We start from the raw sequence: 22,798 nt of genomic DNA, 5'->3' as shown, positions 1-22,798 counted from the left end.
GGACGTACTATTAATTAAATAGGGCTGAAAAATTTTACGCCACAGTCAACATTCAGCTCAACTTGACGGGTTAATCCTTGGCTGAATTAGATTTGCCTGAATTCATCGCAGGTAAGTACGGTTTCGTACTGACTACGAATGCCGGCAAACATTATACTAAATTTTAGCTGAGCAGTCTAGCTTAATTTAGCAATGCTTTTGCATTAAAAGATATTCCTGATCAAGATAACTACTCACTGATGAGTCGGGTGAAAACTTTTGAGAACGCGCAACAACTACTCATAATCCCAGCCATTACTTTACCGGCACAGACTGACGACGACAAGCGCATCGTTCTGTCTGCTGACGTTTGCCGGCATCGAGCAAAATTCTCCGACATGGATATGTTAATCGCAACCGTCGCTCAGCAAAGTCCATACCTTCAAGGGGTGCTTACAACATGAACACAACGGTCTTTACACAACAGGTTAAAGTGATCTCTGATCGCTTAGCACACCTGTATCAAGGACTTAATACCTCTGCTGCACTACCGCCGGCACTCCTGCCTTCTGCCCTAAAAGAACTTGGCATTGTCTCTGAACGGCTTCAGCTGGCAGCCAAAATGCTGTACCAACAGAATGAACAGTTATTATTAGCTGACCAGACGGTAAAAACCGAACGCCAGCGATATCAAGAATTGTTAGAGTTTATCCCCGATCCTTGCCTGCTAACCGATGCAACGGGAATCATTCAGGAAACTAATCGGGCGGCTGCGGAATTGCTCAACCTTCCTCAAACCCTAGTGATCGGTCAGTCTCTCACCGCTTTTATCGCGCCCGAAACGCGCAAACAATTTCAAACTCAGTTGCAGCAGTTTCAGCAAAGTCCCTGGAAACAGCAGTGCCAGCTAAATTTGCAGCCACGTCACGATATTGCTTTTAAAGTCAACGCTGTCGTTGAGAGCAGCCGGCCCGCAATTGACGAACCCCTGACTCTGCGCTGGTTGCTGTGCCGGCACAAAGATGACAGCCGAGGGGAAACCTTGGAAGCATCTAACAGTAATGCCGAGCTGAACTATTCTGTGCAGGTTTATTACAAAGGAGAAGCCATTCCCCTCAACCCTCAGATCATTTGGCAGGTGCGTTCAGGATTGGTGAAATTAACCACATTTTCAGATAACGGTCAAGAAGTTTTGGTTGGCTTAGCGGGTGCTGAGGCTCCTTTTGGCCCTAGCTTGACTGCCTTGCCACTTTATGAAGCAACTGCCCTCAGCGATACTGAGCTGTGCAGCATTCCCTTGGCTGACTTTGAGTCTTCTCCTACACTCAGACAGCGCCTTTTGCCACAAATTAGCAGCCGGCTCAAACAAACTGAATTGCTGCTAACGGTTTACGGACAAACACGAGTTGCAGATCGCCTGTACAGCTTATTACAGCTGTTAAAACAAGAAGTTGGGGAACCTGTAGCAAATGGCACTCGGCTAAGCGTTCGTCTCACCCATGAAGAGTTAGCCACTGCCTGCTGCACAACTAGAGTCACCGTCACCCGGTTACTGAGCAAACTTCAGCAGCAAAAGAAACTGAGCCTAGACTCCCAGCATCACTTAATTTTGAAACGATAAAACCGCGAAGAAATGGGAGCCTCTAATTTTTGCAAATCTTCTATTCGCCCTTTTTGCAATCGTGAAAGGCGGGCGAATCAATCTCCCATATTGGTTTGCAAACTGCCGCACAGCATTTGTAGAGGCACCCTTTGATAGATAGTTTATTCCTTGGGAAGCTGAGATAATTACTCAATCCGCCCCTACAACAATGCCGGGATTCCACCGGCAGGAAAAACGCTGTATTTGTCTGCGAGATGTTGCTTCTTTTTTAGAAAGGCTCTAAAAGGATGTTTTCATCTAGCCGTTTAAAAATATCCTTATGAGTCATCACAACCGGCTGCTTACTGCCTTGCCTCGTGAAGTATCCGAGAAATTCGCTCCCCATTTAAAGCTAGTCTCCCTAGAGCGAGGCAAAATTCTCCACCTTCCAGGCGAGATTATCCGCGATGTCTATTTTCCCCTTGATTGCCTGATTTCCATCACCATCACCATGAAAGACGGTTCTACCGCTGAGACGGGTGTAATTGGCAATCGAGAAATGCTGGGTGTCAACGCCTTTATGGGGGGCAGGGAAACCACGCAGACGGAATATATCGTACAGATTGCTGGCAGCGCGATGAAGATGGATGCGGCAGTGCTGCTGGATGAGTTTGATCACAATAAGGAAGTGCGGGATTTAATGCTGCGTTATACCCAAGCGCTAATCGCGCAGATATCGCAAACAACCGCCTGCAACCGACTTCACCTTTTGGAACAACGCTTTGGACGTTGGCTGCTAGAATCCCAAACCCGAATGGAATCGGACAAGCTGTTGCTGACGCAGGAGTTCCTTGGGCATATGCTGGGCGTGCGCCGTGCCGGTGTCACCCAAGCCGCCCAAAAGTTCCAAGAAAAGCGTCTGATCGACTACAGCCGGGGGCGCGTCCAGATTATCGACCAACAGGGACTAGAAGCAGCCTGCTGTGAGTGTTTCGAGACAGTCAAGGACGAATATGATCGCTTGCTAGGACTAAAATAAAAATGTCTAACCTCATGAAAGAGGAACGAAGTGCACCGCCAACCATTCTGGTGCTTGAGCCGGATGACGAGACACGCCCACTGCTAAAGCATAATCTCATCAGCAAAGGCTACCGTACGATTGTGGTGCTAGATGCACAAGACGCGATCGACCGTATTCGTGGCAGAAGCGAACCTCCTGACCTACTTTTGATCAATCAGATGGATCTGTCGATTGAGGAGTGCGTAAATTTAGGTCTGTATATCTGTCAAAGCACGGATATTCCTAAAGATACGCCGATTGTGATTATCGCTGAGCACTACGGGACGGATCTGGAAGGCCAAGATATTCAGATTGGCGAACGTGAGTATGTGACTTACCTGGAAGATGGGCAGCAGTTAATGAATCTTCTGTGCCGGCTCTGTTGCGCTCGCTAACTTTTCACGATTTAATGTCCTGCTTTCAGCGAGCTGCCGGTGCTGAGAAATCAATACATTTTAAGTACGGAACCGTACAGAAACTTGAGGCCGGTTAAAATTATTCTTAAGGAAGATTAACAATCAGGTTTTAGAGCTATTGTTCGCGGTCGGTACAATTACTCAACCCTACAATTTTTCAATATTTAGTTTGCTGCACGATATCAAGGAGATCTTACCCGTTTATAAAAGCATAAGTTTCAACTTTTCATACATTTGTGGTCAAATGTTAAATAATTATTTTTAGTTTCGGATTTTTTCTAAAAAATCCGAAACTTTTTTTTAATTTTAATAAACCTCATCTAGAGAATAAAAAAATATTTATTAGAGTATTTTGCCAGCACATCTTGTCTAGTTGATTGAATGATTAGTTTGGCTACATAAAATTTATTTTTTGAACATTCATTGGTTGCAATTCATCACCATGCTTTCAAATAATGCTGTTGAAAATTCAACAAAAAATCACGATTTTATATCTGTTGAAGAAAGAGAGTCTTTTGAAGCTTTTCTGAGCTACCTTTGGAAAAACTACGGGGTTAACTTCACGGATTACAAACGCCATAGCTTGATGCGACGAGTCGGGCAGCGAATGAAATTTGTTGGGATATCAAGCTATAAGGATTATATCGAATACATAAAAGCGTATCCAGAAGAGCCAAAAGCTCTGTTTGAGTTCTTACCCGTTAATTACACGCATTTTTTCAGAGATGCAGAGACTTGGGATTATATTGCTACCCAAGTTATTCCGCAGATTCTTGATAATAAAAAATCTGATGATTTAATTAAGGTTTGGAGTGCTGGGTGTGCATCTGGAGAAGAAGTTTATACCCTAGCAATTTTACTAATTGAAGCCTTGGGAGTCGAACAATTTAACCAGCAAGTTCGGATTTATGGAACGGATATCGATCCAGAAGCGATCGAGCTTGCTCGTCAGGGCAGATACTGTAAAAATAAAATTATGGGAGTTCCCCCGGCTTTCCGAGAACGATACTTTGAAAAAATCGATCAAAACTATATCTTTCGCAAGGAATTACGGCAGCCAATCATCTTCGCCCAGAGGAGCCTGCTTGACGATGCTCCTATTTCTAAAGTGGACTTATTGGTGTGTCGCAATACGTTGATATATTTTAACATCAGGGGACAAAATCGAGTTTTATATCGCCTTCATTTTGGGTTAAAGGATACTGGATTTTTAGTTTTAGGCAATCAAGAAAAACCAAATTCTGGAATTGACAATATTTTCTTTTCTACATTCAGCCAGAAACATCGGCTTTATAATAAGCTTTCAATATCTTATTCAGCTCACCAATTAATTGAAGCATTTCAACAGAGGAAACCTAGAGAGTTGTAAAATTATTGATGCCGCGAACGGGGAGACGTTGAAAAACGTTAAAAAAAACCACACTTTTAACCTCTCTCCCTCACAACCGGCCCATCAATTTATTAAACGAACCCAGCAAACAGGAAAACAAAATCAGAACAGGAATAATTTCCAGCCGGCCCATCCACATAAATAAAATTAAGATAAGCTTGCCTAGCCAATGCAAATCGGGATGGGAAATTCCTGTGGATAAACCCACACTTCCCAACGCAGAAGCCGCTTCAAAAATGACATCGCTTAATGCGTACTGAGGCTGTACGATATGCAGCAAAATCAGAACACCGGCAGCCAAAAGCCCCACCCAAAGCACTGCCAAAATAGCCGCCCCTTCTACCAAACGGTTGGCTTCAGGTTCGGTACTGCTTGAGCGCGTTTCTCATCTTTCTCAATGATTGATACCCGATGACCATCTTTAAGCGCTAATTCGACTAAGCGAGAGCCTTCCGGGCCGGCTCCTACGATAATTAAGTACATCGCAGGCCGCTAAAAAATAAAGTGCTTTTAAGTGTGCCGGTGAACGCCAATCTTGATCATATCTAACTCGATTCTGAATCTAGCCCTCTCTCTTTAGAATGATGCTTTTATATTGATTTTTGCAAATCTAAAGTTTGATACTTTTTTACGAATTTTGCCTTAATCGGTTCAACAGATTGATGAGCAGAATTGATCTGAGAGTTGCTCTCTCCCTCTTTGGTTTCCCTTTACCCTTTTGCTTGTTGCCGGCGCTGGGCAAACCAAGATTGCAATTGCTGCCGGCAAGCAGATTCTAAAATGCCGGCAAGCACCGGCAAGCGATGATTAGAACTCGCACTGTCTGGTATATTTGCCACTGTGCGAATCGCGCCGGTTTTGGCATCATCTGCCCCATAAACGAGCAGATTTAACCTTGCATGAACAATCGCGCCGGCACACATGGGGCACGGTTCTAGGGTGACATAAAGCGTGCAATCATTAAGATGCCAAGTTTGCAAAAATTGGCCGGCAGCCCGTAAGGCAAGAATTTCAGCATGAGCAGTGGGATCTTTATCTCGCTCTTTACGGTTCTGCGCTTCTGCAATTAATGTGCCGGCATTGTCCACAATTAACGCCCCCACCGGCACCTCGCCGGCATCTCCGGCAGCTTGTGCAAGTTCTAAGGCGCGACTCATCCAGTGCCGGTGAATCTGATAGGTTGGATCATCAATTAGCATCTCAGATTTGAATTCTGGGGCTGCACAAACAATGCCGGTGATTATCTAAACAGCCGGTTGCTGAGTTAGCAGGGGTTCTAACTGTCCCTGACTATCTAACTGATAAAGATCATCACACCCACCAATGTGTTGGTTGTTGATGAAAATCTGCGGCACACTGCGGCGTCCATCCGCCCGTTCAGCCATTTTAACTCTGGCTGCGCCATCGCCATCAATTTTGTATTCAGTGTAATTAACACCTTTCCACCAAAGTAATAGTTTTGCGCGGATGCAATAGGGGCAAGTTTGCCAAGTGTAGATTTCCACATTGGCTTTGATGCGTTCTGGATGCCGGCCAAGAACAGGGTTAAGAAAATCTAGCATTTTTAAACCGGGTAAATTGTAAGTGAACTGTCTATAGCCTAGATCATTCCTCGTCAGGAAATCTAATTTCCTGTAAAAATAAATATCCTTCTATTGATAGAAGAACGCAGGAAAACTTTAAATGCCGGCAATATTCTAAAAAATTGATTAACTTCCCCTATCAGTTGTCTAGAAATGCTGAAACGCATCTCTTAAAACCTCTTGATGAATCAATGCCCGATCAACCAAAGATTGAATCTGCCCTTGGGAAAGGGGATCGCCATTGGCATATTCTTCTATCCAACGCTTGCTAATGAGTGTGGCGTCTTCAGGGATTTGGGATAATTCCCATCCCGGCATTTCGAGTTCTGCCATGAGTTGAGTCACTTTGGGATCATAACTAAGGGCAAAACACCGGCACTCTTCCGCCGCCGCCATAATTAAGCTGTGAAGGCGCATTCCGATTGCCATTTCTACTCCCCGAAACACGCCTTTTAATTGTTTGGGGTCTTCCAGCCTGAGAATATGAGAAGAACCGGCTAATTGCGGCTGAATGAATTCAGCGATTGCCAAATCTTGAGAAGCCTGAAATGGGATTAGGAGAATACAAGTTTGGGTGGCTTTCTGGAAGTCAATCAGGGCGCGAGTGAGAATTTGCAATCGTGCGGGGGTGAGTTGAGGATGCGATCGCAGTGTTACAGCCACTCTAGGGGCCGGCAAATCCCATAAACCAGGCACAGGCGATGAATCTAGCGCCCAGACGGGATCGGGTGCCATACAGCAAGGAATATCCCAGTCTAACAGCAGGCCGGCAGAGGCGCGATCTCGGACGCTGACGACGTTGCAGCCGGCGAAGGCTCGTTTTGCCATTTGGCGAGTTAAGGGGCGCTTCAAGGGGCCAACGCCTTGCGCCCAAGCAATCGTTTTCAAACCCAAGCGCTGCGCTAATCCCATCAAGCCGGCATAATAAACCGGGCTGAGGGCGCTAGTCACATCTTGAATTAAACTGCCGCCGCCCCAAATAAATACATCAGACTGGCGCAAGGCGGCAAATACCAACCGGGCGTTCATCCGATCCACGGCTGCCACCCCATAGCGTTCACGGGTTTGCGCCGGGTTGCCAGAAAGAACAACCGGCGTCACATCAGCCGGTAACATTTGCAACAGCGACGCCAACAGCGCTTCGTCACCGCCGTTGCCTTTGCCATAATATCCGCTACATACTGCTCGAATCTGCCCCATTTCACTTCCTAGCTGTGTTCGCCCCTTGTTCAGTTTAGGGCAGCCGTTGCCAGCAAACTTCAAAAGACAACGCTTCGCGCAACAATCAATCGGGGTAGCATAAACAACATCTTCTGTGTCCGTTATTTTTATGCACGCGCTTTCGATTCCCACTTGGATTATTCACGTTTCCAGCGTCATTGAGTGGATTGCAGCCATTTGGCTAATTTGGACGTATGGCGAAGTTACCGGCAACCGGGCTTGGTGGGCGCTGTCTTTAGCGATGCTGCCGGCATTAATTAGCGCCATGTGCGCCTGTACTTGGCACTTTTTTGACAACCCAGAATCCTTAGAATGGCTTGTCACCCTACAAGCAGCGATGACAGTGGTGAATAACTGCACCCTCTGCATCGCCGGCTGGTTAATTTGGCGTACAGGAGACGCTGCCGGCAATCAACAGCAACTTGAACAAGAAAAGGGTTCTCGCCCTTCTACCACACCAAAGGAATTCGAGGGATGATTTCTAAAGAAACTTTGTTTGCTGTGTCCTTGTTTCCTTACCTGGGATTCTTGTGGTTTGTCACCCGTTCAGGGCAAATGCCCCGGCTGGCGCTGATCGGGTTTTACATGACTTTGGTTTTTGTTGCCGTTACCATTCCCGCCGGCATTTATGCCAAAGTTGTTTATCACGAGTCTTTAGCGAATATAGATTGGTTGCATGGCAGTGCGGAAGTGTTCTTAACCCTGTCAAATATCTTGGTTGTGCTAGGCTTTCGGCAAGCTATACTTGACAGCCGGCAGTCATTAAAATAGAAAGCTTAAGCTCGCGCTCGACCAGATAAATTCCGGGGTGCTGCCGGTAAATCTAAACTTCCATGCTGCCTCACCAAACCAAACACCGCTATTCATTGGGTAACAACATTTCCGATGATCGATTTGCAGCAAGACAACCAGAGTATGTGTACGCACACCCTTACAGGTCATTCTGATGGGGTTAAGTCCGTCCTGATCAGCCCGGATGGGCAAACCTTGATCAGTGGGGGGGAAGACGGCACGATCAAGCTGTGGCAGCTACACACCGGCGAACTGCTTCGCACCCTCACCGGACACACCTACGGGGTAAAGTCACTGGCAATTAGCCCTAACGGACAAACGTTGGTGAGTGGGGGGGGCGATGGCACGATTAAGTTGTGGAAACTGCCGGCTGCTGAATTAATTCGCACCCTAATTGCCGGTTACTCTCGCTTAGATTCTGGCTGGATGCCGGTGGCTATCAGTCCCGACGGTCAAATTGTGGCAAGTCATAGCAGCAGCTACAGCCAGACGATCAAGTTGTGGCAGCTAGACACCGGCGATTTGATTGGCACTCTAACCGGCCATGCCGGCTCTGTAAAGTCCTTTGCCTTCAGCCCAGATGGCCAAACCCTCGCCAGTGATGGGGCAGATAACACGATTCGACTCTGGCATCTGAACACTGAAGAACAGATTAATACGCTTGCCGGTCACACCGGCGGGATTTATTCGATCGCGATTAGCCCCGATGGCCAGACTTTGGTCAGTGGCGGCGTTGATCAAGTCCTGAAGATTTGGAATTTGCACACCGGCAAACTGGTACGCACCCTTTCCGGGCACTCTTACTCAGTTAATTCGGTTGTGATTAGCCCAAATGGGCAACTGCTGGCTAGTGGCGGTTATGACGGAATTATTAAAGTCCGCCAGCTGGCAACTGGAAAACGGCTGCAGATTTTTTCAGGTCATTCGGGTTCTGTAAATTCTGTAGCGGTCAGTCCGGATGCTCAAATTCTGGTCAGTGCAAGTGCTGACAAGACGATTAAAATTTGGCAGATCGCACCCTAGAGCGTCGGTCACGGATGTAAAATAAGGTCAAACAACCAGTTTTTTTAGCTAGAAAAACCATTTTTTCGAGTTTGACAACGATTAGAAATCGGGTTTTTAAAATGAGTTGACCGGCTCTCTAATCGCAAGTTCACCAGCAAGAACAGACAATTTAAAAGGCCGGCTTAGCAGAGTTGGGCAGAGGAAAGTCTGTGGAAGCTTTACCATAGGATCAGGTTGCTCTGCTGCCCAGTATGACTTTTTGTCTTAATCCCTCGTGTTCACATCCAAAAAACCCTGAGTCCGTCTCGCATTGCCAAAAGTGCGGGTCGGCTTTGTTGCTCAGAAATCGTTACCGTGCCCTCACTCCCATCGGGCAAGGGGGATTTGGCATCACCTATCTTGCCGTAGATGAAGACCGGCTGGGAACCCGGTGCGTGATTAAACAATTCGTGCCGAAAATCGAAGGAAGTGGTTCCCGGCAGCAAGCTTCCTTAGAAAAGGCCATCCAGCTATTTAACCAAGAAGCACTGCGACTGTGCGAGTTGGGAGAACACCGGCAGATCCCGACGTTGCTGGCTTTCTTTGAACAAGACAAACGCTTGTATCTAGTGCAGGAGTTTATCGACGGACAAAATTTGTGGCAGGAATTGGACGAACAAGGCGCTTTCAGCGAACAGCAGGTGCGGCAGGTATTAACCCAGATGCTGCCGGTGCTCAAGTTTATCCACGGCCATCGCGTGATTCATCGAGACATCACCCCAGCCAACATCCTGCGCCGGCATCGTGATGGCCAATTAATGCTGATCGATTTTGGAGTTGCCAAGCTGTTAACCCGCACCTCGATGGCGCAAACCGGCACAAAAATTGGCACGCACGGCTACGCACCCCTGGAACAAATGCGGAGTGGTAAAGCCTACCCCGCAAGCGATATCTACAGTTTGGGCGTCACCTGCCTGCACCTGCTGACCAATGTGAAACCGGAACATCTTTATGATCCACTCACCGGCTGGACGTGGCGAGAGCATTTATTCAATCAGGGGAAAGCAATTAACGACCAATTCGGGCAAATCTTGGACAAAATGGTTCAAGACATGGTTCGTGAACGCTATCAATCTGCGGAGGAAGTGCTCAATGAACTCAATGAACTGCCGGCAACTTCTGTATTACCCAGCAGCACCCCCGCTCCTATCCCGGCACAGCCGGCAACGGCTTCTGCTTCTGTAAAAAAATCAGGGGAAAATCTCATTCAGGCCACAGTTAATCCCCCAGCAGCAGTCTCTAAGCCGAGAAGTCGCGGCTGGCGATGCGTGCAAACGCTGCAAGGTCACTCTTCATGGGTCACCTCTGTTGCTATTGGCCTGAACAGCCATATCCTGGCCAGTGGTAGTTTAGATGACACGATCAAGATTTGGAATTTGCACACCGGCGAATTATTGCGGACTTTATTTGGGCATTTAAATGCCGTGAATTCGGTTGCGATTAGTCCCAATGGTCAGATTGTTGCCAGTTGCAGCGATGATGGCAACATTAAGCTGTGGGAAATATCCACCGGCCATTTGTTAAGCACCCTGGTTGGACATTTAAGAGATATCAATTCGGTTGCCATCAGTTCAGACGGTCAAATTTTAGCCAGTGGCAGTGAAGACAGAACGGTTAAGCTGTGGCAGTTAGTCGAGGCAGTAGAACAGCAGCAGTCCTACCCCGCACGCAACCTTTCCGGGCGTTCGGGTATGGTTAAATCGGTTGCCATTAGCCCGGATGGACACTTCATTGCCAGTGGGGGTTTGGATAATAATATCCATATTTGGAACTTGGCAAATGGGGAAGTATTTAACACACTTTCGAGTCATTTCAACTCGGTAAATTCAGTTGCCATTAGTCCAGATGGGAAAATTCTTGCTAGCGGGAGTAAGGATCAGACAATTAAGTTGTGGTCAATGGCTGCCGGCGCTACGGCACCGTTACGCACGCTTTCCGGTCATGCCGGCATGGTAAATTCTGTGGTTTTCAGTCCTCAAGGCAGCACCCTGATCACCGGCAGCAGCGATAAAACGATCAAGCTGTGGCACGTTGCCACCGGCAAGCTGCTGGGCACGCTTTCCGGGCATTTAGGCGCTGTTAATGCGGTGGCAATCAGTTCAGATGGCAAGACAATTATCAGCGGCAGTTGGGATAAAACCATTAAAATCTGGCGTTGGTTTCCTTGAAGAAAGATTAGGGGCAAGCTACTAAAAAAAAAGAACAGTCCAAAATCTAAAATCCAAAAGATATGAGTTATTGCCTTACTCCCAACTGCCCAAATTCCCAGAATCCTGAAGGGACAAAGTTTTGCCTCAGTTGTGGTTCTAAGTTGCTGCTCAAAGAACGCTATCGCGCCATTCGACCGATTGGAGAAGGAGGTTTTGGACGCACCTTTTTAGCCGTGGATGAAGACCGGCTCAACGCACGCTGCGTGATTAAACAGTTTTTACCGCAATTTCAAGGCACGACGGCGATTCAAAAAGCAACGGAACTTTTTAGCCGGGAAGCGGTGCGATTGGATGAATTAGGGGAACATCCACAAATTCCGGCGTTGCTGGCATATTTTGAACAAGATAAACGGCTATATTTAATCCAAGAATTTATTGATGGGCCGAATTTATTGCAGGTATTACAACAGCAAGGTGCTTTTAGCGAACAACAAATTCGGGAATTCTTGCTTGATTTGTTGCCGGTTGTGCAATTTATTCACGAGCATCAAGTTATTCACCGCGATCTCAAGCCGGATAATATTTTACGGCGCAACAAAGATGGCAAATTGGTAATCGTTGATTTTGGCGTGGCGACGCAAGGCACCGGCACCGCACTCGCTCAAACCGGCGGTACCAGAGCCGGTACTCAAGGTTATGCGCCAATGGAACAACTCCGGGGTGGGCAAGCGTTTCCGGCGAGCGATCTTTACAGTTTGGGTGTGACTTGCATTCAATTGCTAGTGGCACGAATGCCAGATGAATTGTATAACCCGGTGGATGGGAATTGGATCTGGCGAGAAATTCTTGCAAAAAAAGGGGCATCTATCAGCGATCATTTGGGGAAAGTTTTAGACAAAATCTTGCAAGAAAGACCCAGTGATCGCTATCAGTCTGCGGCTGAAGTGTTGCACGATTTAAATGCTGCCTCCCCCGTCATGCCGGCAAAAATTTCTCCCAAATCTTCATCAACAACTGCTCAGCCGGTAAAATCCGATATTATTGCCCTGGAATTGGAAGCACTGAAGTCTCAAATGAGTCAAGCTCAACCGCCGACTAATCTGCCGGCTGCCGGCAATCAATCTCCTCCATCCAAAAAATCTGCCGGTTTTGACCCTGTACAGGCTGATCTAGAGTCTTTAAAAACCGAGTTTGGGCAACAAAGTTAATTTCTCACAGTATTTTTAAATTGCCTATTTTTTCACAGAAACTTTAAGAAATTTATATAATTTCGCTGGCTCAACTTCATCTGCTGCTGTCTCACGGCAGGCTGCCGGTAACATTTGCGGTTTTTCAAAAAAACAAATTTTGCAAAAGATATAATATAAATCATACCAAACTTTTTATCTAATATCTAAACCCTGCATTTTTTATGAGTTACTGTCTTAACCCAGACTGCCAAAATCCCCAGAATCTTGAAGGAATGATGTTTTGCAAAAATTGCGGAACAAAATTGCTGCTCAAAGATCGCTACGCTGCGATTGAAGTGTTGGGTGAAGGGGGATTTGGCAGAACATTTATCGCCGAAGATTCAGACCGGCGCAATGCTCGATGCGTGATTAAACAATTTTTGCCCTTATCACAAGTTCAGCAAAATTCTGGCTTATTGCAGAAAGCAACGGAAATGTTTACCCAAGAAGCGAGACAGTTGTTGCAACTTGGAGATCACCCGCAGATTCCCGCTTTATTTGCTGACTTTGAACAAGAAGGCCGGCTGTATTTAATCCAAGAATTTATTGATGGGCAAAACTTATTACAAGAATTAGAGCGAAAAGGCGCATTTAGTGGAGAAGAAATTGAAGAACTGTTGCTAGATATCCTGCCGGTGCTCCAATACATCCACGACCGGCAAGTGATTCACCGAGATATTAAACCCGAAAATATTCTCCGCCGTAAAAGTGATGGCAAATTAGTGCTGATTGATTTTGGCGTTGCCAAGCAATTAAGCGCCAGCGTTTTAGTTAAAACCGGCACAAAAATCGGCACAGAAGGTTATGCACCCATTGAACAATTGCGAGGCGGCAAAGCCTATCCCGCCAGTGATATTTACAGTTTAGGTGTCACCTGCATTCACCTGCTCACCGGCACCCCCCCCGATGAGCTTTATGATCCGATGAAAGGCAATTGGTTGTGGCGATCGCACCTCATGGAAGAGGGAATCGCTGTCCGTGACCGATTAGGAAAAGTTATCGATAAACTGCTACAAGATTGGGTCAGCGATCGCTATCAATCTGCCGGTGAAGCAATCTCTGACCTTTATTGGTCGCCGGCTTCATCCTCAAACTCGAATTCTCCCACCAAAATTCAACACCCAAACACCGGCATTCCCCAGAGTTGGCGCTGTGTTCATACCCTTGCCGGTCATACTAACTATGTCATTGGAGTTGCGATCAGTCCCGATGGCAGAACCCTCGCCAGTTGCAGTTATGATAAAACGATTAAAGTTTGGCATTTGGGCAATGGTCAACTATTAGGCACCTTAAATGCTCATGCCGCCTGGGTAAGTTCCCTCGCCATTAGTCCCGATGGCAAAACCCTTGTTAGTGGCAGTTTAGATAACACCATCAAACTGTGGGAAATCGGCAGTGGCAACCTGAGAACCACCCTCACAGGTCATTCCGGCTATATCATTTCCCTCGCCATCAGTCCCGATGGCAAAACCCTTGCCAGTGGCTGTTTTGATAACACGATCAGGCTGTGGCATCTGGAAACCGGCAACTTAATTGGCACCCTCACCGGACACACCGGCTATGTAGAATCTCTCGCCATTAGTCCGGATGGGAAGCGGCTTGCCAGTGGCGGTGGCTTTGATGACAACACGATCAATTTATGGGATTTAAGCAGTGGCAACTTGATAGATACCCTCAAGGGTCATGCTGCCTCGGTTCGTTCCGTCGCCTTCACTCCAGATGGTCAGCGGCTTGCCAGTGGCAGTGAAGATAAAACGATTAAAGTTTGGGATTTAAACACCAAAACAGTAGACTATACAATTGCGAATAAATCTGGCTGGGTGCAAGTGGTGGCGATTAGACCCGATGGGAAATTACTTGCAACCGGCAGCCGGGATAGCACGATTCATTTGTGGCATCTTGATAGCGGACAATTGCAATATACTTTGAAGTGGCATTCCGGGCCGGTTACTTCTCTCGCCTTCAGTCCAGATGGGACACGGCTGGCGAGTGGCAGTTGGGACAATACGATTAAAATTTGGCAAGCTGAATAGAAATTGCCGTGCTATTTGCGAATGCTATTCTTGCCAATCTTCTCCACCGGGTAATTGAATTAAATACTCACCTAAAATATCTGGTAAATTATACGCTGAATGTACATAAGTAAGCTTCAGCAATTGCTTTGCTGTTAGGATAATTTGCGGCTTATCCAGCATCTCTGAAAGTTGAGAAGGTCTTAAGCGTCCTCCTAGCACTTCTACGCTAGCCGGACGGATGGCAGCGGCTAGTGAGTCTTGAAGAATTTGCTCCCATTCATCAATTTTGATGTAGTGTGAACTTTTATTATCTTGCAGGTTCAAATCTTGAATTTGTACAATCGAATCAGAGATAAAAGCAACCCAGGAATTTGTCAATCGTCGCTCAACCTGATTTTTAATTAAGTGAACAAACAGCCTGATTAAAAAAAATTAGATATTTCGCAGAGTTGCTTTTTGACTCATCCAATCTAGCTCATCCACAATAGCCAAAGCGTCTGCATAGCGACCTTCAAGGATACTACTTCTCAAATCTATAAGTTCTTGAGTCATAAAACTTTTCCGCACAGCCGGCATTTCTGCCCTGAGTTTAGCGCATGACGCTGCTTGCAAGATTAAGTCTGGATAAAACAAGATAAAATAAAGAAATCAGATTGGCTCTGTCATTAACGATGCCTGTTCTCTCCCCTGAATTAAAACAAAGATTATCAGCGCCCCTCAAAATCGGTAATTTTGAGGTCAAAAGTCGCGTCCTGCAATCGCCACTATCCGGCGTTACAGATATGGTATTCCGTCGCTTGGTGCGCCGGCACGCACCCGACTCGATGATGTACACCGAAATGGTGAACGCCACCGGCTTGCACTATGTGCGGGAATTGCCGAAAATTATGGAAGTTGACCCCAACGAACGCCCGATCAGTATCCAATTATTCGACTGCCGGCCTGATTTTTTGGCACAAGCAGCCGTGATGGCTGTTGAAGAAGGCGCGGATACTGTTGATATCAACATGGGATGTCCGGTTAACAAAATTACCAAAAATGGTGGCGGTTCTTCCTTGCTGCGCGATCCAGAAACAGCAGAAGCAATTGTTCGCGCCGTGGTGGAAGCTGTTGCAGTGCCGGTAACGGTTAAAACCCGTATTGGTTGGACAGACAACGAAATTAATATTTTGGAATTTGCCAAGCGCATGGAAGATGCCGGCGCACAAATGATCACCATTCACGGTCGCACTCGCGCTCAAGGATATAATGGTGCGGCAAAGTGGGAATGGATTCGGCGCGTGAAAGAAATTCTCTCAATTCCTGTAATTGGAAATGGGGATATTTTTTCAGTTGATTCCGCAGTTCGGTGCTTAGAAGAAACCGGCGCAGATGGAGTCATGTGTTCGCGGGGAACGATGGGTTATCCCTTTTTGGTGGGAGAAATTGATCACTTCCTGAAAACCGGCATAGAAAAAGCAGCACCCACTGCGATTGAACGCTTGGAATGTGCCAAAGAACACCTGCAAGCCCTTTATTTATATAAAGGTGAACGCGGGGTACGGCAAGCGCGGAAACACATGACTTGGTATGCAAAAGGTTTCCCGAATGCCGGGGAGTTGCGTGATAAATTAGCGCGAATGGAAACGGTAAGCGAAGGGTGTGATTTAATTGATCGGGCGATTGATTCTTTGAATGCCGGCGCTGAGTTTGCCAATGAACCTCTTACATTGGCAAATATCGGATAAGGTAATAAAGATAGTTTAAGGCTTAGAGAAAAGCTTTAATTGCTATTAACAAGATTGCTTGACGGGAATCTCAATCACAAACTTAGCTCCCTCTCCGGGGGCTGAAAAACATCGCAAACTTCCGTGATGTTTTTCTACCACAATTTGGTAGCTAATCGACAAACCTAAACCTGTTCCGCTGCCGATTGGTTTGGTCGTAAAGAAGGGATCAAATAGCTTGGAACGCACCTGTTCGCTCATGCCTGGGCCGTTATCAGAAATCGCAATTCGTACAAATGTTTGCTCGTTTGCAGATGAACGAGCAATGACTTCTGTGTGAATTTTAATTTGGTTAGAGTTGGCTTTAATTTCTTCTGGGGAGTGGTGTTTATTGTATTCCTCAAGGGCATCAATGGCATTTGTCAAGATATTCATAAACACCTGATTGAGGGAGCCGGCATAACACTCAACTAAAGGCAAGCTGCCATATTCTTTGACAATTTCGATGGGGCGGCGCTCTGACTTCGCTTTCAAACGATTGGCGAGAATTAGCAGCGTACTTTCAACACCTTCATGAATATCGACCTCCTTCATTTCCGCTTCATCTAATCGGGAAAAAGTCCGGAGAGAAAGGACAATTTCGCGAATGCGATCTGCTCCTATTTTCATTGAAGATAAGAGCTTGGGTAAATCTTCTTGCATGAAATCTAAGTCAATAGCTTCGATTTCTTCCTGAATTGCCGGCGTAGGATTTTGATAAGTTTCCTGGTAAAGCTGTAGCAGTTTTAGTAAATCTTGCGTGTAATCATTTGCATGGGTGAGATTGCCGTAAATAAAGTTAACCGGGTTGTTAATTTCGTGAGCAACTCCCGCGACTAACTGCCCTAAAGAAGACATTTTCTCGCTTTGAATTAACTGGGTTTGAGTGCGTTGGAGTTGGTGCAAAGTTTGCTCCAGTTCGTGGGCTTTGGCGCGGCTTTGTTCGTAGAGTCGGGCTTGATCCATTGCGATAGCCAGTTGATCGCCAACCGCTTGCAACAGTTCAACTTCCTCTTCACGCCACAGCCGTGGTTGAGTATGATTGCAGACAATCACCCCAATGTCTTCGCAAGATTGCGTTTGAATAGGCAGTGAGAACGACGAATTAATTCCCAGGAACAAATAAGTTGCTTGCACTTGCGGATCGTCAATTGTTCTGATATCGTCTGCCCACATAGTTTTCCGCTGCACAATATGGGACAAGATTAGGTTCATTGACTCAAGTGGATAAGAACCCAAAAGTGATGGCAAAGCGGGATTTCTTGCTTCGTGTACGGTTTCCCAAAGACCGGGAAACAATTGGAGGCGAACCCAGTTAAAGGTACACCAGTCTATCTGCAAAAGATTGCGAATTTCTTGAACGCTTGTTTCTAAAATAGTATCTAAATCAAGAGAATTGCGAATTTGACCGGCAAGCCGGTTTATCAGTTTTTCTCGCATTGCTTGCTGTCTGAGTGCTTGCTCAGAGCGCACTAAAGCCGCTTCTGTCTCCTTGCGATCAGTGATATCTGTCAGCATTCCTAACGCGCCGGCATAGCGTCCCTGTTCATCTGTTAACGCACTGCTGGAGATAATTACCCAAAGAGCGCTGCCATCTTTGCGGAGGAACTTAAAATCGTGCTGTTCATTAATCCTCTGACGCCGAAGTTCCATCTTATCTGTGGCGATGGCGATGCCTTCTTCATCCATGAAAGCAAACATGGGTTGCCCCATCACTTCATCAACTGTATAGCCCAACATATCGGCCATCTTTTGGTTAATAAATGTTGTCTTATTATCCGCATCAACACTCCAAATGCCTTCGCCGGCTGTTTCTACAATGCGTCGAAAACGTTCCTCACTGTCGCGTAATGCCTCTTCTATCTGCTTGCGCTCGCTAATATCTCGTGACATTCCAATAAGGCCAACTACATTTCCTTCCAAGTCGCGCCAAGGACTTTTGGAGGAAAGATAAGTTTTGATTTGGCCATTTTCTGGGGCTTCCTCTTCCAAAACCTCGGTCACACCTCTATTGATAATTCTGAGGTCATTTTCTCTAAGCTGACGCGCTAGAGGAGCCGGCATTATGTCAGCATCTGTCTTGCCAATCACTTCGTCAATCGATTTTTTCAATATGCGGGCAACCGTAGAGTTCAACATCACATACCGTCCTTGAAGATCCTTGACAAAAATTAAATCAGGTGTACTTTCAAGCACGGAATTCAAGAGATTATAGCTTTGCTGGAGTTCTGCTTCTGCCTGTTTGCGCTCAGTGATATCAATAACAACAATTCCCAAACCTAAAGGTTTACCATCTGGGCCAGGAAGCGGAAAATAAGAGTTGATCCAATACCGGGTAACGCCTGGGTGCTTTTGGGTTTCCCCAGCAATTTCAATGTTAATGACTGGTTCGCCAGTGGTTAAAATTCTGTTGTAAATCGGTTCTAAAGTGGGCGCGAGTTCGGGGATAATTTCCCATATATTGCGACCTAGACACTCTGCCACCGGCATCCCAATGAAATCTGCTAGGGTTTCGTTAATTTGAACATAACGCAGTTGCTCATCAAAGATACAGAGGCCGGCAGGTGCAGTGGTAAAAAAGGCATCAAAACGAGCTTGCCGCAGGGCTAATTCTTTTTCGAGTTCTTTACGAGCTGTGATGTCTATCGAGTAGCCGATCATGCCGGTTACAGCACCGTCGCTATCGCGTAATAATGACAGTGACAAATGAGTATAAATAATTTTTCCACATTTGCAACGCGCTTTGAGTTCTACTTCATTACTGCCTTTAGCTAAAAGAGGTTCGAGGACTTCGACGTGCAAACGTGGCAACTCATCATCGGTGTAGAAAAAGGCAATATTTTGTCCGATAGTTTCTGTTGCCGAATAGCCATAAACTCGCTCCGCTCCATTGTTCCAACTGGTAATTACTCCCATCAAATCGGTCGTAATGACGGCATCGTGGATTTGAGCGAGAATTTGCGTTTGTTGCCGTAAGACTACCTCGGTTTGCTGGCGTTCTTGGATTTGTTGTTGCAGTTGCTCGTTTGCTTCTGTTAAAAGAGCAGTTCTTTCGGTTACTAACTCTTCTAGGTGTTCCTGATACTCGCGCAACGCTTCTTCAGCCCGTTTGCGCTCTGTAATTTCCACAACCACGCCGCCGACTCCCAAAACTGTGCCATCGGCCCCGGGAAGTGGAAAGTAAGAGACCATCCAATGCCGTTCTACACCAGGTTGTTTGGGTGTTTCACCGTTAAGCTCGATGTTAAGAATTGGTTGGCCGGTGGTCATCACCGTCTGAAAGGTAGCCTCCAAGATTGTGCCTACATCAGGCAGGACTTCCGGCACGGTTTTACCGATAGAGTCTGCCATCGACACCCCATTCATCTCGGCTAGGGCTGCGTTGATGTTAGTGTACCGCAGTTGCTCGTCGAGGATGACCATGCCGGCGGTTGCAGAGCTGAAGAAGGCGTCAAAACGAGCTTGCCTCCTCTCTAATTCTTTTTCTAGCGCTTTGCGTTCGCTGATGTCGCGAGTGACGGTGGCTATGCCGTAAACTTCGCCAGTTTGTGGGTCTTTGAGGGCAAAAACATTCCAAATGACGGGAATCGCTGCGCCGGTTTTAAAGTGTCTGAATTGAACTTCGCCTTCCCATCGCCCTTGTTCCATGACAGTGGGCAGAATCTGCTCTAAAACATAGGCTCGGTCTTCAGGGAAGAAAAACTCTATAATTTTGGTGTTCTTGACTTGTTCAAGGCTCTCAAGACCAATCAACTTTTGACCGGCTTCGTTCAAGTAAGTCGCTTCACCAGAAAGGTTTGAGATACCGACAAAGTCATAACTGCCTTCAATTAAAGCAATAAATTTTTGCTCTTCTTTCTCAGCTTGCTTGCGCTCGGTAATATCTTGATGGGTTCCGAGCATCCTCAGCGGTTTGCCGGCTTCATCTCGTTCTACTATCTTGCCGGTGCTAAAAATCCACTGCCATTCTCCCGATTTTCTCGGCATTCTAAATTCGGTTTGGTAGGCAGAAGTGCGCCCTTCTAAATGTAGGTTCAGCGCCTCCTGCACTTTTGGCTGATCGTCAGGATGTACCAAATTTACCCAACTATTGACGTGTGCTTCAAGCTCGCCCACCTCATAGCCGAGCATTTGTTGAAATTGAGGGCTGAAGTAAGCTTCGCCGGTGGTTATATTCCAATCCCAAACACCGTTATCTGCTGCCTCTAGCGCCAGCTTCAACCGTTGTTCGCTCAAGCGCAGCGCTTCCTCAGCTTGCTTGCGAGAGGAGATGTCCCTTGAAATGCCAACTAAGCCAATGACGTTTCCCTCTCGATCTCGCCAGACGCTTTTTGTTGTCAGATACGTTCGCCTAGCGCCGTTTATCGGCATAACTTCTTCCAAGGTTTGGGCTTCGCCGCTCACGATAATTCTGCGGTCATTTTCTTTGATTTGAGCTGCAAGTTCTGGAGGAAATAAGACACTATCATCCTTATCCAGAATTTCCTCTTTTGCTTTCCCAAACAGCTTAGTAAATGCCGAATTAACGGTTACATAGCATCCGCAAGTATCCTTGACAAAAATAATATCAGGTGTTCCTTCTATGACTGTTTGTAAAAGGCTATAATTTTCCCATAGATAACGATTAAATTGAAAGCTGTCTTGTAATATTTTTGCTACCGGCTCTGGATGAGAGTCACTCTCTACGATGTCTTCAGATAAATGACGCTTTTCGTCTGTGATGTCAAAACAAGTGCCGATGTAGCCCAGTAAATCGCCTGCCGGTGAAAATTGAGGAATGCCGGTTTCTAAAATCCACCGATATTCCCCGCCGGCATCTTTGCGGCGATATTCGATCTGGAAGTGCCGGCACTCCTCAAAAGCGCTTTGGTAAATATTTTTACATTTTTGAATATCATCTGGATGGATAGCTTCAAACCCATCACTTCCCAGTTGTTTTTCGGGAGTACCCCCTTTTAATTCCAGCCCTACCGAACTGAACAACTGCCGGTTCATCAGGGGTGAAATTCCCCCCTCTTCTCCCTTTTTAGGGAGGTTTAACCCTACTCCAACCCCTACCTTCCCTTCTTTTTTAGCATTCTCATCCGCCCAAAGTGTCACGGGGACTGGGAGGAGTGGGAAGGTCACTTCTTCTAACTTCCCAGATAGCTTTGTGGTGGGGCGATTGCGTGAGGGATTTTTGCCGTTTTGTTTTCGGGGAGTCACAGACAAAAAACCTTTTTCTAGAACTATAAGTCTTTATTTTAGAAGAACTTCTTATTTAAGTTTTTCCGTAAAATTGCGGATATTTTTTTGCCGGCTCTCCCTTAAGCTGGAATTCTCAAGAATTATCACGAAAAATTTTATTGGACACGACTCGACCTCATCCACTCTGGCGTTAAAGCGCAGGCTTTCAGAAGCTCTCAATCCCACATCCTGCAAAGAGCAAGCCAGACTCACTTCATAGATTCGTGTACCTTTGTCAACTTTCAGTTAATGATTAAAAACGCAAAAAGTCCGCATCCGCGAACTTTCTTCAAAGTGTAAATAAAAAATACAAAAAGCCCGCCGGTGCGGACTTTATTTGATCGCGCTGCAATTATCAACGCACTTAAATCTCAGTTATCCTAATTTGCTTTTAACTTGCTTTTAATTGTGATTGGATTAGCACTTAGTAGAGAGTCGCTAAAAAATAACGGCTAACCATTAAGTGCTAAGCATCACATCTAAATAAGTTGCAATCGCACTCACAAATTGTTATTAGATATCCCGCTCACTCAACTCACGGGTCATGTGTTCAAACGGCTGATCTAACCAAGCACCGGGAGTAATTCCCGCTGCTGCGACTTGCTCCTTAACAAGCTCCTTGAGAATTTCAATGCCTACAACCGTTGGCCCAATGGGTACACCTAAAGAATTATAGGTTTCCCGCAGACCTTGGAGTACCCGCTCATCGAGCACATCCGTATTACCGGCAACCAAAGCATAAGAAGCATAGCGCAGGTAATAATCCATATCCCGCAGACAAGCTGCGTAGCGACGGGTTGTGTAGGCATTCCCACCCGGACGGAGCAGTTCGGGCAATTCAACAAACAGACGAGATCCAGCTTGCTTAACCAGCGATGCTGCATTCCCATTAATCACTGCTGCCGCCTGAACCCGTGCGGTGCCGGTTTCAAAATAGGATTTTAGCTTTTCAATCCCATCCCGGTCGAAGTAACGACCCGTAACATCGTAGTTTCTAATCAGGCTTGTGACTGCGTCCCGCATTCAATTTCTCTCCCAACAATCTCAACACAGAATTTGCAACTTGTGACCGGCCTCCACACACCTAGTACCCGCTTGCACACTTGAAACCTGATAGCGAGAGCGTTTATCAACTGCTCCAGCTTGATAAGGAGTCGGGCAAGTTGACACCAATTGTCCCGCCAGTCCGCGTAGGCGTCATACAAATAGCCGATTGTAGTCTACTACAAAGCGTTACCCACAAACATATTTGCCAGCTTTTGTTCTTGATCTGTCGTTGTTTTTGATCACTTTTTTGTAACGCTTCTTTACAATATCTTCCCCATCTTTAACCCCCAGCCACTAACCCTTAAACAGGGAAATGGGC

The 22,798-nt window shown here is 46.3% G+C and carries 20 protein-coding genes; 12 read left to right on the top strand and 8 right to left on the bottom strand.

Features of this window, described 5'->3' with window-relative positions; genetic code table 11:
• Positions 1-239 precede the first annotated feature (239 nt).
• From H6F73_RS20425 to H6F73_RS20405, 5 genes are all read left to right on the top strand, one after another.
• Positions 240-443: a hypothetical protein gene (locus H6F73_RS20425; protein WP_190760586.1), complete on the top strand. Its 204-nt coding sequence runs from the start codon at positions 240-242 to the stop codon at positions 441-443.
• Complete coding sequence (locus H6F73_RS20420) at positions 440-1,600, top strand: PAS domain-containing protein (RefSeq protein ID WP_190760585.1); 1,161 nt, start codon at positions 440-442, stop codon at positions 1,598-1,600. Before H6F73_RS20425 ends, H6F73_RS20420 begins: the two co-directional genes overlap by 4 nt.
• Positions 1,601-1,901: 301 nt before the next feature.
• Positions 1,902-2,600, top strand: coding sequence for a Crp/Fnr family transcriptional regulator (locus H6F73_RS20415; protein WP_190760584.1), 699 nt, complete (start codon positions 1,902-1,904; stop codon positions 2,598-2,600).
• A 2-nt stretch (positions 2,601-2,602) separates the two neighbouring features.
• Entirely contained in the window at positions 2,603-3,016 is a 414-nt protein-coding gene (locus tag H6F73_RS20410; RefSeq protein ID WP_190760583.1) for a hypothetical protein, read from the top strand.
• A 433-nt stretch (positions 3,017-3,449) separates the two neighbouring features.
• A complete protein-coding gene (locus tag H6F73_RS20405; protein WP_190760582.1) occupies positions 3,450-4,406 on the top strand; it encodes a protein-glutamate O-methyltransferase CheR in 957 nt (318 codons plus the stop codon).
• A gap of 70 nt (positions 4,407-4,476) precedes the next feature.
• On the opposite strand, the gene H6F73_RS20400 is transcribed toward H6F73_RS20405, so the two are convergent.
• The 5 genes from H6F73_RS20400 to csaB all read right to left on the bottom strand — a co-directional run bounded on the left by H6F73_RS20400 (position 4,477) and on the right by csaB (position 7,210).
• Positions 4,477-4,773 carry a potassium transporter TrkG gene (locus H6F73_RS20400; protein ID WP_190760581.1) on the bottom strand — a complete coding sequence of 99 codons (297 nt, stop codon included), beginning with the start codon at positions 4,771-4,773 and terminating at the stop codon, positions 4,477-4,479.
• Positions 4,767-4,910 (bottom strand): NAD-binding protein, encoded by a 144-nt coding sequence (locus H6F73_RS20395; RefSeq protein ID WP_242072553.1) that lies wholly within the window; start codon positions 4,908-4,910, stop codon positions 4,767-4,769. The genes H6F73_RS20400 and H6F73_RS20395 overlap by 7 nt, the downstream gene beginning before the upstream one ends.
• A gap of 227 nt (positions 4,911-5,137) precedes the next feature.
• The gene (tadA, locus tag H6F73_RS20390; RefSeq protein WP_190760580.1) at positions 5,138-5,626 is read right to left on the bottom strand and encodes a tRNA adenosine(34) deaminase TadA; all 489 of its coding nucleotides are present in this window, start codon (positions 5,624-5,626) and stop codon (positions 5,138-5,140) included.
• A gap of 45 nt (positions 5,627-5,671) precedes the next feature.
• Positions 5,672-5,989, bottom strand: coding sequence for a glutaredoxin 3 (gene grxC / locus H6F73_RS20385; protein ID WP_190760579.1), 318 nt, complete (start codon positions 5,987-5,989; stop codon positions 5,672-5,674).
• Between the two features lie 168 nt (positions 5,990-6,157).
• Entirely contained in the window at positions 6,158-7,210 is a 1,053-nt protein-coding gene (csaB, locus tag H6F73_RS20380; RefSeq protein ID WP_190760578.1) for a polysaccharide pyruvyl transferase CsaB, read from the bottom strand.
• A 130-nt stretch (positions 7,211-7,340) separates the two neighbouring features.
• Here csaB and H6F73_RS20375 point away from each other — a divergent pair, with 130 nt between their 5' ends.
• The 6 genes from H6F73_RS20375 to H6F73_RS20350 all read left to right on the top strand — a co-directional run bounded on the left by H6F73_RS20375 (position 7,341) and on the right by H6F73_RS20350 (position 14,479).
• Positions 7,341-7,709, top strand: coding sequence for a DUF2499 domain-containing protein (locus tag H6F73_RS20375; protein WP_242072583.1), 369 nt, complete (start codon positions 7,341-7,343; stop codon positions 7,707-7,709).
• Positions 7,706-8,002, top strand: a complete 297-nt coding sequence (locus H6F73_RS20370; protein ID WP_190760577.1) for a DUF3593 domain-containing protein — start codon at positions 7,706-7,708, stop codon at positions 8,000-8,002. The genes H6F73_RS20375 and H6F73_RS20370 overlap by 4 nt, the downstream gene beginning before the upstream one ends.
• Before the next feature lie 114 nt (positions 8,003-8,116).
• On the top strand, positions 8,117-9,046 hold the full coding sequence (locus H6F73_RS20365; RefSeq protein WP_242072552.1) for a WD40 repeat domain-containing protein: 930 nt from the start codon (positions 8,117-8,119) through the stop codon (positions 9,044-9,046).
• 317 nt (positions 9,047-9,363) lie between these two features.
• A complete protein-coding gene (locus H6F73_RS20360; RefSeq protein ID WP_347239580.1) occupies positions 9,364-11,235 on the top strand; it encodes a serine/threonine-protein kinase in 1,872 nt (623 codons plus the stop codon).
• Positions 11,236-11,297: 62 nt separating this feature from the next.
• Positions 11,298-12,425, top strand: coding sequence for a serine/threonine-protein kinase (locus H6F73_RS20355; RefSeq protein WP_190760575.1), 1,128 nt, complete (start codon positions 11,298-11,300; stop codon positions 12,423-12,425).
• Between the two features lie 203 nt (positions 12,426-12,628).
• Positions 12,629-14,479, top strand: a complete 1,851-nt coding sequence (locus H6F73_RS20350) for a serine/threonine-protein kinase (RefSeq protein ID WP_190760574.1) — start codon at positions 12,629-12,631, stop codon at positions 14,477-14,479.
• 24 nt (positions 14,480-14,503) lie between these two features.
• Here the strand turns inward: H6F73_RS20350 and H6F73_RS20345 are convergent, their stop codons facing one another.
• On the bottom strand, positions 14,504-14,839 hold the full coding sequence (locus tag H6F73_RS20345) for a hypothetical protein (protein ID WP_347239579.1): 336 nt from the start codon (positions 14,837-14,839) through the stop codon (positions 14,504-14,506).
• Positions 14,840-15,132: 293 nt separating this feature from the next.
• On the opposite strand from H6F73_RS20345, the gene dusB reads away from it, so the two are divergent.
• A complete protein-coding gene (dusB, locus tag H6F73_RS20340; RefSeq protein WP_190760573.1) occupies positions 15,133-16,188 on the top strand; it encodes a tRNA dihydrouridine synthase DusB in 1,056 nt (351 codons plus the stop codon).
• A gap of 45 nt (positions 16,189-16,233) precedes the next feature.
• Here dusB and H6F73_RS20335 read toward each other — a convergent pair whose 3' ends face one another.
• Positions 16,234-21,411 carry a PAS domain S-box protein gene (locus H6F73_RS20335; protein ID WP_190760572.1) on the bottom strand — a complete coding sequence of 1,726 codons (5,178 nt, stop codon included), beginning with the start codon at positions 21,409-21,411 and terminating at the stop codon, positions 16,234-16,236.
• 534 nt (positions 21,412-21,945) lie between these two features.
• Positions 21,946-22,455 (bottom strand): allophycocyanin subunit beta, encoded by a 510-nt coding sequence (gene apcB / locus H6F73_RS20330; RefSeq protein ID WP_190760571.1) that lies wholly within the window; start codon positions 22,453-22,455, stop codon positions 21,946-21,948.
• Between the last annotated feature and the right edge of the window lie 343 nt (positions 22,456-22,798).

The organism is Microcoleus sp. FACHB-68, assembly GCF_014695715.1.
Classification (GTDB): domain Bacteria; phylum Cyanobacteriota; class Cyanobacteriia; order Cyanobacteriales; family Oscillatoriaceae; genus FACHB-68.
This window is presented reverse-complemented; position numbering and strand designations above follow the sequence as displayed.